The following is a 12262-nucleotide window of genomic DNA, read 5'->3' on the forward strand; positions in this document are numbered from 1 at the left end:
GTGACTTGACGGCGGGCCCTGTTTCGGGCGGGTCCGGGGCTGGGGGAGGTCTCCGTGGCGGCGTTGTGTGCCGTCCGTTCACCGATGAGGGTGAGTGCTCCCATGGCCGTGACGATCAGGCTGGTGATGAGCCCACCGGCGATGGTCGGCATCGGCCGGGCCTCAATGCCGGGGCGGGGATGCGGAAGCGGTCATGCGGGCCACCGCTGTGGTGAACGGGGCCGTCACATGGCGGTGAAGGGGGCCAGACCGGCGGTTCCGGCGAAGTCTGCCGGGTGTATCACCGTGCGCGGCCTGGCTCCGAACCGCCTGGATCAGGTTCTCTGTCGCCAGGGCCAGGTCCCGCAGATGCCTGCGCGACGGCTCGTACCCGTGAGGAAGGCCAGTCACGCCGAGAGTCCAGGCAGCCCGAAGGATCGGGTGCCCCGCGTGCACGACGGCGCCCAGTTGAGTGATGTGGCCGCGCAGTTGCTTGGCCAGGTCTTCCACGTCCTGAACGGAGGCCAGGGCGGATGCGTCGTTACTCAAGACCAGAGTGACGGTCTCGGTCGCCGCGGCGACCGCATCCCGGGCAGGCCGCTTTCCGCGACCGCGGCCGGCCCGCGTCATGGCACCAGGCGACGCAGCGGCGAAGCGAGAGGCCACTAAGCGACGAAACACGGATTGCCTCCTGGAGGTGAGTCGGATCCTGGGGAGCGACGAGCACCGTCGACGGATCGCGTGAGGATGTGAACGCACCCTGAAAACGGCTACGTTGAGACAACCGTGAAAATCCGTTGGTGGGCAGCCCAGGAACGTGGGCAACCTCGCCAAAGGCGCCAAAGATCGTTTCGAGGTCGGGGATCGTCCATGGCTCGTACGCGCAACGAAGCGCTGGCAGCTCGAATCGCGGAGACCGGCTGGTCGCAGCCGAAGGCCGCCGCAGCCGTACTCCGGGTCGCTAAGGAAGCCGGAGCCACCGAGCTCTACGGCATCAGCCGGTCCCACATTTCCATGTGGGTCCTGGGGACGCGCCCCAGCGGCCCGGCACCCCATATCCTCTGCGAGGCGCTGACGCGGAAGCTCGGCCGCCCCATCACCCTGGACGACATCGGACTGGAACCCGGCCCGGGCCGTGCGGCGGGCGACAGCGCCGACTGGAGCGCCGACACACAGATGATGCTGGCCGAGTTGGGAAGAGACGACCTCGACATGCTGCACCGACGCCAAGTACTGGCCGGCACCGCGTACTCCGTGGCCGGACTCGCCATCCCCAACCCCTCGTGGTGGCAAGAGGCTCCCGAAGCCGCCACGAGACGCCCCGCGAAATCGTCCCAGACCGTCACCACGGCGGACATCGACGACGTCCGCCAGACCACCACCTTCTTCTCGGCCCGCGACCAGCAGCGCGGAGGCGCCGCCGGCCGCTCCGCACTCGCTGCGCACTTGAGCCTGGAGGCCGCCCCGCTCCTCTCCAGCCGCTTCCCCACCGAACAGATCCGCCGCGACCTGTACTCCGCCGTCTCCGAGATGGCCTACCTCGCCGGATGGATGGCATTCGACGCCTCCGAACACCGACCCGCACAGCGCTACTTCACCCTTGCAGCGAAACTCGCCGCCGAAGCCGGTGACGGTCCCCTCGCCGGACACATCCTGCGCGCCATGGCCCACCAGGCCGTCGACCTTGGACACCCCCGCCAGGCCCTCGACCTTGCCTCCGCGTCGATGGATCCGAAACGGTACGGCCGGGCGAGCTGGCGAGAGAAGGCACTCCTGGGCATCGTCCACGCCCGGGCCCTGGCTGCCTCCGGCGACCGCAAGGGCACCCTCGCCGCGATCAGCCGCGCCGAACGCGACCTCGGCCGCCATACCGGAGACGCCCCTAACCGGGTCGGCTTCTTCGCCGAAGCATCCCTCGCGCACGAGACCGCCTGCGCCCTGCGCGACCTCGGCAACCCCCGCGACGCCGAACTCCACTTCCAGCGCAGCGTCGCCACCCGACGCCGCCAGCTCTACGCTCGCACCCACAGCGTGACCCTGGGCTACCTCGGAGCCGTCCAGGTCCGCCAAGGCCGCCTCGACGAGGCTTGCCACACCTGGACCCAGGCCCTGGACGCCATGACCGGCATCCACTCCGGCCGCACCCGCGACATCCTCGTGCGCATGCAGCAAGACCTCTCCCCGGTCCGCCAACGCGGCGGCCACCACGTCGCCGAACTCGACCAGCGCGCCCGCGAAATGCTGCGCACCATAGGCTGACCGGACCACGCGACCGGCTCCCCGCCGCCACACACGTACAGAACCGGCGGTTCCGGGGACGGAAAGGAAACAGCCGTGACAGCAGAGAAGCCGATCGAGATCGTCCCCATCGCCACCGTGGTGGGCGGCCACACCAGCGTCCTGGACGACTACCAGGGGGGAACCGAAGCGATCATCCGTCTCCACCACACCTACCCGGTCGAGACCCTCCAGGGCATCGAGGACTTCAGTCATCTGACAGTGACCTGGCACTTCCACCTCGCGCGCCCCGAAGACGTGCAGCTCCATGCACGCAGCCCACGCAGCAACACTCGATGGCCGGCGACGGGAACATTCGTCCACCGCAACCACCGACGGCCAAACCAGCTCGCGATCAGCTACCCGCGCCTGCGCGGCGTGGACGGCCGGGACCTCCTGGTCACCGATCTCGACGCGGTCGCTGGCACCCCCGTGATCGACCTGGCACCCTACTTCGGGGAGATGGGACCGCGGGGCCCCGTGCGGCAGCCCGCCTGGCCCGGCGAGATGCTCACGCACTACTGGGACGAAGCCAACAGCCGGTAACCCGCCCACGATCCCTGGGACACGACACCCGCGCTCGCCCACCGGCCAATCCCATGGGGGGCGCGGCAGCCGGTGAAGGGGAGCGGCCAACATCTCCGGGACTGGCCCCTTCTCGCCGATCTCCAGGGTGAACGCTTCCGCGGCGCGGGCGACGACCGACCAGGAAGCCCCAGGACCCGAATCGTTCCAGAGCAGGAACACGCTGTCCGCCAGGCCGACGAGGCGCGCTGCCCGGGCACTGAGACGCTGTTCCATCAGGCGCATCCCGACAGAGCTTCCCAGCGGCGTGGACACGGTCCCTGCCGTGCCGCTTCCGCCACCGATGACAGGCCGAAAGCTACGCGTGCATCCGGCGGAAAGCCGGGCAGAACGACCACGATCAGACATGAACATCCTCGGACAAATTAAGAAGAAAATGGAGAAGGGTCACCGGGGCGAGCGAGGCTGGACCGCTACCCGCAGGGCCGACGTACGGACCGCCACGCACCGCCCCGGTGACCGGTCGAGGGGCTACGACGTCCGTCTGCCGGGCAGCCGGAGAGCTTCGCGGACGTGCGGTGCGAGCAGGGAACCGGCCAGCAGCGGGAGGTGATCCTGGGTCTTGGTGTCCCACGGGGGTGTGTCCCACTGACAGTTGGATGAGGGCGGAAGGGGCAGACGCCCTCCGGGCCCAGACTCGACCGACACGTCCGGCGACAGGGCAAGTGCTCCGCCGGTTCCCGCCTTCACGAGGAGGACGGTCAGCTTCTGATCTGCGATCAGACACGGCACAGGTCCCAGGCCGGACCGGTCGAGCAGGACCATCATCTGGCCGCCGACCGCGTATGGAACCGTCACAGCGTCAAATCCGGAGCACGTTGTTCTCAGACCGGTTCGGGGACGTGCCGCCAGTTCGGCGACGGCCCCGTGCGGCTGCATGACCGTCGACCCTACGATCAGTAGCCAACCCAGCTCTCCGTACGCCCGGATAGTGGCGCTGAGGTCAGATGCCGTGGGCGGCCAGCTCGCCAATGTTCTCACCGGACTTCTCCAATGCCGCTGCCGGAAACGGACCGCTCGACCTGCGACGTTGCCGCACCTGAAGGATTGGCTGTGCGGGAAATCCGTGCCGGAGCACGTCCTGCTTCAGGGCAAGACACGGAGGCTATGCCCCTCTCGCAGACGCCGAACCCGGGACGCATGGGGAACAGCGGCATGCCCAGAGCGCGCACGTACTCCCGCGGGCCGACGAAAGCGGCACGGGCATGGAGGTACCGATGGTTGTCGATCAGGTACCCCTGCCCCGGGGACAGGATGATGGGGCGCTGGTGAGCTGCGATGGCCTCCCTCAGTTCCGGGAGGAACCGCTGCACCAGGGGGCTGAACTGGCCGAGTTCGTCCTGCCGGAACCGCAGGGATACCCGGCCTCCGGGGTGCCGGGTGAAGATCTGTGAAGGGTGTCCGCCACCGTCGCCGTAGAAGGCGGTGCCGGGCAGACTCAGGTGCTCGACAGCTTCCGGGTTGTCGGTCGCCAAGTGATCATGGATGGCCTGCCCGTCGGTGAGGAGGGACTCGCCTCCGGTCACCGACGGCCGGTGGCAGACCAGCAGCATCAGCCGTGCGGGATCGCGGACGTTGGACTGCTCCGTGTGAGCAAGCAGTTCTCCGCATCCAAGTCCCGCCAGCCCCGGCTGCTGTGCTCTCCGACCGATGTCCCGGATCGTGGTGAGGGCGTCTGGATCGCTGTCCCGGTGCGGCACCAGCGACATGATGCGCTGAGTGAAGTCGTGGACGGCCTTCCGGGACGTCAGCCCGTTGACCGTGACGAGGCCGCGCTCGCACAGCTGCTCGGCGATACCGCCGGCTCCCGCTATCTGCTGCCGGCTGCATGGGGCTGCGGATCCGGTGGTGCGCAGACACGTCAGCATCGCTGTGCTCCTTCGCGATTCGGATACGGCTCGACCAGAGTCCGAGGACGACGGGGCCGGGTAAAGCGACAGACTGTCGACCCGGACAAATCGGGTACCGACTCCGTAGCCCCGTGGCGGACTGCTACGGTCCGACGAACCGGCCCTACCCGTCACACCCTGGGAACCTGGATGTCGTACAAACCGTCGCTGTGGCCGGTCTCGGCTAAGGGCGTAGCTCTCGACCGGCAAAACCGCGTGGTCCTGCTGTACAACGAGCGCGGAGAGTGGGAACCGCCCGGTGGACGCCTGGAGATCGGCCCGCCGTCCGGGTCGAACCCCGCCGATCACAGCCTCGAAGAGGCAGTTGAGCGAGAGCTCAGGGAAGAAACCGGCTGGGTGGTCAAGGCCGAACAGCTCCTCGACACCTGGATCTACGTTCCGATCCCCGGCCGCCGGGTCCTGATCGTCACCTACGCCTGCACAGTGCTCACGCCGGACATCCCGCCAGTCGTCAGCGACGAGCACTCCCGCGTCGAGCTTTTCGCCGAGCACGAAGTGCCCGCGCTGAACATGCCCGACGGGTACAAGAAGTCCATCGCCGCGGTGTACGCCACCAGGACCAAGAGGTAACCGAACATGGTCTTGCGTCCCTGCGTCCGGCACGCTGCCTGGCATTGGGCCACACCAGAAGCCCAAGCCGTCCTGGCTACCCGAGACCTCGCAGCAATCCTGCGCTTCCACCGCCGAGTCCACGGCCAGAGCCAGGCCGAGACCGGAGACCTCATCGGCTACGACAAGACCTACGTCTCCGCGATCGAGCTTGGCAAGCGCCGCCTCACGGACGTCACCGCCCTGCGACACATCGCTGAGCGTCTCGCCCTGCCACCGCACGTCCTGGGCATCACCGACCGCACCGACACAGACTTCCGCGCCGTGATCCAGTTCGGCCAGTCCACCGTGCGTCTCGCTGAGATCGCCCGCCAGGCCGGCCACGCCTCGGAAGCCGTCGCCGAACTGTGGCCCCTCGTAGCCCGCCTGGAGGCCCGCGCGCGGGACGGCCACACCGAGCGCGAAGCCCTGCGCCTGCTGGCCGACGCCCGGCTGGGACTTGGCACCGCGCTGGGAAACGTCCTGCCCGAAGAGCGACTCGCCACTGCCGCACACTGGACCGCCAGGAGCCTTCGAGTGGTGAGTTTCCTCGACGACCCCGAACTGACCGCCACGGCGTTGCGAATGCACGGCAACGAGCTGCGCAAGGCCGGACTTGTCGGTGCTGCTGTCAGCCGCCTCGTCTCCGCCGCGGCTCTCGCACCCAACCGTACGAGCCGTGCCGCGGTTCTTCCCCTTCTCGCACGGGCGGCCGGTGCGCTTGGCAACGCGTCGCTCCTCGACCGCACCGTCCAGGACATGAGGGCCCTGCTGGAGGAGGTCGACCACACCAGCCTCGTCAACCCGGTAGCGCTGTACGAGATCGAACTCCGAGGCCTGATCGGCACCGGCCGTGCCCGCGCGGCCATAATCCGAGCCGAACAGGAAGCACCCGCACCGACGATCGCCGTCGCACCCCAGTGGCGCGTCATCGAGCTCATTACCAGCGGCAAGGTCCGCCTCCTGGGCGGAGACACGCGCGGTGCCGTCGAGCTGCTCACCCAAGCCGTGACCCAGGCGCACGCTCAGCGGCTTCCGCATCAGCTGCAACGCATCATCCGTACCGGTGGTGACGCCCTGGCTGAGGTCAGCGGCAAGGCCGAGCAGGCCCTCGCGCAGCTTCGGATTGAGTTGGCCGCGTAACGCCCACGCGTCGTGCCCGCGGGCGGTCGACGTCTCGGCCTCGTTCGAGCGTTCACAGTCCGGCTGGGGCCGTGCCGACCCGAGCCACTGCTTCTGCCGGAGGTGGAAGGAGCGGTGGCGCGGGACGTCGATGGCCACAGACGTGACAGTGTTCAGAGGAGGGCGGGCTGCGGCGGTGGGTGGTTGGAGGGCCATTATTCTCTCGCTTTGTCGTGAGACCTTGACCGGTGGCTATTCCTGATACGTGTGAGAACTGAAAACGGGAAGCGAGTTAGATGGCGGTGGATACCTGATTGGATCCCGGTACCTGGATTTCGTTGATGATTTTCCGGGTGATTCTGGCGAGTTTTCTCAGTTGAACGCGCAAATCTGCTGGGTCCTCGCAGTGCGGCTCGTCCCGCATCCTCCGGGCGTATTCAACGAGACCTGTGGGGTGTCTGGGGTGGGCGAGGAGCAGGGGGAGGAGCTCCATGACGTGGCCGCGCAGCCGCATCATCAGATCGCTGTCGTCCGCCCCTACAGTGCCGCTTCCCGGTGGTTCTTCGCCGAGCGCGAGCGCCACGGTCTCCAGTGCCGAACGCACCACGCGATCGCCACTAACCGCTCGGATGTTCGCGTTCTGGCCAGTGGGCGATGCTATTTCGCCCACGGAACGGTTGTGTGGAGTGCTCATGGGGAACCGCCGGCAGTGCAACTCTTCATGCATCACTCCGGGAGATGAGATTGATAGACCACGAACCAGGAATGGAATTCCCGCAGCCAACTCATCCGTCGGCTGCCCTGGATGGACGGTGAGCCGAGGTGGCTGGAAGGTGAAAGCGAGAAGCATTCTGCAACGAACAGCCGATGATTTGTTATTGCAGCTGCAATATTGCAGCTGCAATAACGAACATTTCGGGCATGGTGGAGGTGGGTGTGAGCCTCTGAGCTGCGCAAACGGAGGAAATGCATTTCCTCGAAAAACTCTGGCCGCAGCAGGAGGACGCCTGAGTCGACGGACGGATCTTCCCACGTACTCCGCAGGTGTCTCTTCGCCCGCAGCCAGGTACGGAAGGAGCATCCAGGTAGCGCCGGGGGGCTCCTTTCTCTTAGAGCCGGTCGCGAGTGCTTCCCGGAGGCGGTAGATGTCTTGGGACGCCGGTGACTGAGAACGGGACGACATGGGAAAGCAGCCACAGACACTGCTGACGGCTCTCATGACAGAACGCGGCCTGGACTACGCCCGCTTCGAGGAGTTGTTCCAGGCTGCTGCCAAGCGCTACGGTCCCCGTGAACGGCCGTCACACCAGCGGGATCCGGGGCTGACCGGCCACGGTTGAACACGGTCACCGACCAGCCCCGGCTGATGACATCTGCGACAACCGCCCTACCCAGAAACCATGTTCCGCCCAGCACCAGAATCCTCATGACCCCGATTCCGTCCCGTCTGGTCATCTCCTCGGACTGAGGTTGCAAAGAGCCGGGGCTCTGGACCGGGCTCTGACCCACAGCAGCGGGAGGTATTCCATGGCACACCGGCGAACGTGCTCCTGCGGAGCGCCTCTGAGTCAGTACAACCCCAACAAGCAGTGCAGGTCCTGTTTTGGATCGTCTCCCCTACCGATCATTCCGCCAGGGATCTGGAACGATCCACAACTGACTGCGGCCTTGGCAGCCGGAGAGCTGGGAGAGCTGACCAAGCGGTTCCGGCACGTGGCAAGGCTGACCCAGTCCGAATTCAGCAGGCTCACTGGGTTATCCCAGAGCCACTTGTCATTGATCGAGGGCGGAAGGCGACGACCCAGCGATGCGAAGAAGAAGGAGGTACTGGACCGCCTGGCCATTCCCGACCACCTGCGGACCACCGGCCCTGGGGCACCGACAGTCCTCCCGTCCGTGGGCGAATCCGACGACAGCCACTGCGGTGACCTGCCCGGCCTAGCCGTACGGGCCGCGGCGCAGTCCCTTGAGTTCGCCGACGAGCAGCTTGGGTCCGGCAGCCTCCACTACGGGACCACCGAGCGGCTCAGAACCACCATCGCCGTGATCGCTATCGACTACGTGCACGCCCCTGTCGAGTCCGTCTTCCTCCGCCTGTTGAACGCGCGGGATGAGCTCTTCGGGCACCTCCGCCAACAGCAGAAGCCCGACGAGACCAAAGAGCTGCTCTTCCTCGCCGGCACCACCTGCCTCCTTATGGCACATGCCAGCCAAAACCTCGGCGATGAACGCTCCGCCCACGCGCAGATTAAGACGGCGTGGACCCTCGCGGACCGCGCCAACCACAACGGGCTCAAGGCCTGGACCCGAGGCACCGCAGCACTTGTCGCGGAATGGTCTGCGCACGCCCAATCAGCAGTCAGCCACACACGAGGCGCTCTCAAGTACGCGCCTACCGGCGAATCCCGAGCCCGTATTGCCGCGATCCAGGCCCGGTCCGCAGCCCGCACCGGTGACCGCCATCTCGCCCTCACGTCACTGGAAGCCCTTTGGCAAGCGCGAGAGCAACTGCCCGAGACCGACAGCCTCCAGGTCGAACAGTTTGGCGGACTTCTCACCTTCCCCGTAGCGAAGCAGGACTACTACATCGGCGGCACCTACGCCCTCCTCGGCGACTATCAGCAAGCCGAGAAGCACGCACTGGCGGCCATCACGGCCTACCAGACCGGTCCCGCACACGAACGCTCCTACGGCGACGAAGCCCTCGCCCGGCTGGATATCACCACAGCAAGAATTGCCATGAACGCGCTCGAAGGTGCCTCCGAAGAACTGACCAAGGTCCTTGAAATGCCACAAGAGCTCCGGATCCGACAGCTCGGTACAGCTGTCCGAAATGTAGCCGCACTCCTCAAACATCCAAGGTTCCACGGAGACCGCCAGGCACGCGAACTCGTGGATGCGGCTTTTGAATACCACGCCATAGACACCACAGCGAAGGCATCGATCTCGTGAACCACCCGCCCGCCGAGGCCGCCGCCCGAGAGGCCGCGCGCCAACTCGGACTGAGTACCCGCTCCCTCACCACACTCCACACCCATGCCACCGCCGTTTTCCTCCTTCCGGCAGAGGACCTGGTACTGCGAGTTTCCCCAGCGGTCCGAATCACGAGCCTGACCAGAGCCGTAACCCTGATGCGCTGGCTCTCCCAGCACGGACTGCCGGTGCCCGAGGCCGCCGATCTTTCCCAGCCCGTGCTCGTTTCCGGACACGCAGTGACCCTCTGGACGCACTATTCCCAGCGCACTGGGACCGGTACCCCCGGGGCCGAGCACCTCGGCACCCTTCTTAAGCAGCTGCACGCCCTCCCGGAGCCGCCCCTCGACCTGCCAGCCTGGCAACCACTGTCCTCACTCCACCAAGCGCTGAAGGACAGCACAGCCCTGCGCGACGATCAGAAGGAATGGCTGCTGACAAGGCGCGCCGAACTGCTCGGTCAATACCGGCAGCTGGAGTTCCCCCTCGGGACGGGATTGCTGCACGGTGACGCCTACCCGGGCAACTGTCTCTGGGACGAGACTACGTCCCCGCCGACCGTACGCCTGGGCGACTGGGATGAGGCGTCCACCGGACCTCGCGAGATCGACCTCGCGAACACATATCAGGGCGTACGGTTCGGCCGCACCGAAGGAGAGCTTTCCGCATTCAGTGACAGTTACGGCTACGACATCACCACATGGCCCGGCCTGCCCGTACTCACACAGATCCGCAGCATGCACACCCTCGGTGCCTACATCAAACGCGCAGACCGAAACGATCAGCGGGCACTAGATCAGTTGAACTTTCGCATCAGCACCCTGCAGAGCAACACTGCCGCTCTCTGGTCTGCAACCTGAACCCACGACTGGACGCTATCCGCGCCTCGCTGGGCGCTGGGAGACGCGCTCGAAGCTGGCCGCGGGCTCCGCGAGAGGCAGGCCACGACCGCCGAGGGCAAGGGATGGATGCACACCTCGGGCGGGCCTGGTCGCAGTGGGGCAAGCTGGAGCGGACGGCCGCCGAATGGCTGTCGGCGGCACGCGTCTCCCCGGGCGAAGTCCGGGGACCAGCTCGCGATCCTGTAGATCGTCGGCGACCTCCGCTTGCGTCACCTGCGGGTGGCCGGCGCGCGCAAGCTGGTGGCGGCCGCGGGACTGGCGACCTGACCTACTGCGCGCGCCAGGACCGCAGGCTGTGGGCGATGGCGTAGCTGTCGAGCCGGAGGGCGCGAATGTCGTTGATCAGGTCGCGCCACAGCTCGTATGTGGTGTCGACGCGTTCGCCGGATGCTTCCAGGTAGGCGACGGCGATGCCGTACCCGTATACCTCGTTCCGCGCAGGGAGCGGGCGCAGCAGCACGCACTCCTCCAGGAACACTGCCGCCCGCCAGAAGGCGTCAGGATGTTCTTGGTCGAGCCGCGGGGGGTCGACCCGGTGCCGGGCCGCCATGCCGACGAGGATGCTGAGGTCGTTGACGGTGAGATCGGTGCGGAGGACGTCCTCCTGGCGGGCCAGGAGCCATCGGTAGTCGACGAGCAGATCCACGAGGTCAGGCCGCCCGCGGGGTCTCGTGCGCGGCCGGTCCCGGGAGGCCGCCGAAGTCGGCGTCGAAGCGCTCCAGGACGCTGGGTTCGCCGATGACGCGGCGGAAGGACGCCGTCGCGGTGTCGAGCGCCCGCTCGTGCTCTACCCTCTTCGCCAGGTCGGCGAGGTAGTGCTTGAGGGGCTGCCCCCCGGCGAGCGCCCGGAGACGGTCCGCCGTTTCTCTGTCGATCTTGACGCTGGTGTCTTCCATGAGTCCAGTATGCCCACCAGCATGCCGCCGGGTATACCCCTCGCGCCACCTGCGGGCTGACCTGCGGAATTACGGAGACCCCCGGCCCCAGCCGAGGGTCTCCACCCCATGACAGCAGGGTGTGCACTGGAAGTGCCGCCCCTGTGTGCGTTTCGATCCTCTCGGCCGTTGTACGAGGCTCGACGTCCGCAACGTCTACGGCGTGCTGGTGCCCTCCTGGGACGGGTTCGCGGACCCCGGCGCGGGCATCGGCCCCGCCGACGTCGGCGCGCACTGGCAGGAAATGGCCCAGCACACCGGCCAGCCCATGAACTCCTCGCTCTGGGAGAACGACCCCGTCTCGTCCACCATCCCGGCCACCGCCGCGCTGCTGCGCGTACGGGACCTCGCACCCGAGGCCGAGCACACCTACCTGCGCCGTCTGCGCGAGCTCGTCATGGCCAAGGGCCGCAACATCGCTCGCCCGGAGCACCTGGCCGCCGCCGCGCTGAACATCGGTCTGAGCGAGGAGACCGCCCAGCAGGTGGCACTGCCACTGGACGCGACCGACCTGGAACGCATCAACCAGGAACGTCGGCTCATGCACGAGCTGGGCGCCACAGCCTTCCCGACCCTGGTCTTCGAGTCCGCCGGGCAGCAGATCCGCCTCACCGGCGTCCGACGCTACCAGGCGCTCGTCGCGGCGCTGCAGACGCTGGACGAGGACGCCGGACCGGGCACGACCCTCAAGGCCCCCGGGAACACACCCGTGCACCTGGACCAGGCGTTCGCCCAGGTCCTGGACACCTACCCCCGGGCTACCACCCGCGAGGTCGCCGCCGCCGGACAGGACGACCCTTCGACAGAGACCGCCCTGGACCGGACGGCCGACCGCACCGGTCTGCTGTGGGCCTGGCGGCCCACCCCCTGACCCCACACCGGACCCCTCCCTCTCACACCCCCGCGAAAAAAGAACCCGCCATGAGTAACATCAAATCCATCCTGTTCCTCGGCTTCCCCAACTTCGGCGAGCAGGACCTCCTGGCCCCTG

The 12262-nt window shown here is 67.1% G+C and carries 13 protein-coding genes; 8 read left to right on the forward strand and 5 right to left on the reverse strand.

What is annotated here, in order from left to right; translation table 11 throughout:
* Window positions 1-162: 162 nt before the first annotated feature.
* Window positions 163-609, reverse strand: a complete 447-nt coding sequence (locus tag ACFYY1_RS30335; RefSeq protein ID WP_388591258.1) for a DUF6415 family natural product biosynthesis protein — start codon at window positions 607-609, stop codon at window positions 163-165.
* Between the two features lie 240 nt (window positions 610-849).
* On the opposite strand from ACFYY1_RS30335, the gene ACFYY1_RS30340 reads away from it, so the two are divergent.
* Both ACFYY1_RS30340 and ACFYY1_RS30345 read left to right on the forward strand, forming a co-directional pair.
* Window positions 850-2238, forward strand: a complete 1389-nt coding sequence (locus tag ACFYY1_RS30340; protein WP_388591260.1) for a Tat pathway signal protein — start codon at window positions 850-852, stop codon at window positions 2236-2238.
* Between the two features lie 75 nt (window positions 2239-2313).
* On the forward strand, window positions 2314-2802 hold the full coding sequence (locus tag ACFYY1_RS30345) for a TrmO family methyltransferase (RefSeq protein ID WP_388591262.1): 489 nt from the start codon (window positions 2314-2316) through the stop codon (window positions 2800-2802).
* Window positions 2803-3818: 1016 nt separating this feature from the next.
* Here the strand turns inward: ACFYY1_RS30345 and ACFYY1_RS30350 are convergent.
* Window positions 3819-4709, reverse strand: a complete 891-nt coding sequence (locus ACFYY1_RS30350; protein ID WP_388591263.1) for a TauD/TfdA family dioxygenase — start codon at window positions 4707-4709, stop codon at window positions 3819-3821.
* A 171-nt stretch (window positions 4710-4880) separates the two neighbouring features.
* Here ACFYY1_RS30350 and ACFYY1_RS30355 point away from each other — a divergent pair, with 171 nt between their 5' ends.
* Together ACFYY1_RS30355 and ACFYY1_RS30360 are read left to right on the forward strand one after the other, a co-directional pair.
* Window positions 4881-5321 (forward strand): NUDIX domain-containing protein, encoded by a 441-nt coding sequence (locus ACFYY1_RS30355; protein ID WP_388591264.1) that lies wholly within the window; start codon window positions 4881-4883, stop codon window positions 5319-5321.
* A 6-nt stretch (window positions 5322-5327) separates the two neighbouring features.
* Window positions 5328-6482: a helix-turn-helix domain-containing protein gene (locus tag ACFYY1_RS30360; RefSeq protein ID WP_388591266.1), complete on the forward strand. Its 1155-nt coding sequence runs from the start codon at window positions 5328-5330 to the stop codon at window positions 6480-6482.
* Between the two features lie 271 nt (window positions 6483-6753).
* Here ACFYY1_RS30360 and ACFYY1_RS30365 read toward each other — a convergent pair whose 3' ends face one another.
* Window positions 6754-7131 carry a hypothetical protein gene (locus ACFYY1_RS30365; RefSeq protein WP_388591268.1) on the reverse strand — a complete coding sequence of 126 codons (378 nt, stop codon included), beginning with the start codon at window positions 7129-7131 and terminating at the stop codon, window positions 6754-6756.
* Window positions 7132-7678: 547 nt separating this feature from the next.
* Here ACFYY1_RS30365 and ACFYY1_RS30370 point away from each other — a divergent pair.
* The 3 genes from ACFYY1_RS30370 (at window position 7679) to ACFYY1_RS30380 (ending at window position 10294) form a co-directional block, all read left to right on the forward strand.
* Entirely contained in the window at window positions 7679-7801 is a 123-nt protein-coding gene (locus ACFYY1_RS30370) for a hypothetical protein (RefSeq protein ID WP_388591269.1), read from the forward strand.
* 328 nt (window positions 7802-8129) lie between these two features.
* Entirely contained in the window at window positions 8130-9413 is a 1284-nt protein-coding gene (locus tag ACFYY1_RS30375; protein ID WP_388591271.1) for a helix-turn-helix domain-containing protein, read from the forward strand.
* On the forward strand, window positions 9410-10294 hold the full coding sequence (locus ACFYY1_RS30380; RefSeq protein WP_388591273.1) for an aminoglycoside phosphotransferase family protein: 885 nt from the start codon (window positions 9410-9412) through the stop codon (window positions 10292-10294). Before ACFYY1_RS30375 ends, ACFYY1_RS30380 begins: the two co-directional genes overlap by 4 nt.
* A gap of 310 nt (window positions 10295-10604) precedes the next feature.
* Here the strand turns inward: ACFYY1_RS30380 and ACFYY1_RS30385 are convergent, their stop codons facing one another.
* Both ACFYY1_RS30385 and ACFYY1_RS30390 read right to left on the reverse strand, forming a co-directional pair.
* Complete coding sequence (locus tag ACFYY1_RS30385) at window positions 10605-10982, reverse strand: toxin Doc (protein ID WP_388591275.1); 378 nt, start codon at window positions 10980-10982, stop codon at window positions 10605-10607.
* Window positions 10983-10986: 4 nt separating this feature from the next.
* A complete protein-coding gene (locus ACFYY1_RS30390) occupies window positions 10987-11232 on the reverse strand; it encodes an antitoxin MazE7 (protein WP_388591277.1) in 246 nt (81 codons plus the stop codon).
* A 145-nt stretch (window positions 11233-11377) separates the two neighbouring features.
* On the opposite strand from ACFYY1_RS30390, the gene ACFYY1_RS30395 reads away from it, so the two are divergent.
* Window positions 11378-12142, forward strand: a complete 765-nt coding sequence (locus ACFYY1_RS30395; RefSeq protein WP_388591279.1) for a hypothetical protein — start codon at window positions 11378-11380, stop codon at window positions 12140-12142.
* The last annotated feature ends 120 nt before the right edge of the window (window positions 12143-12262 follow it).

Origin of the sequence: Streptomyces sp. NPDC001890, assembly GCF_042891445.1 — a bacterium.
GTDB lineage: Bacteria > Actinomycetota > Actinomycetes > Streptomycetales > Streptomycetaceae > Streptomyces.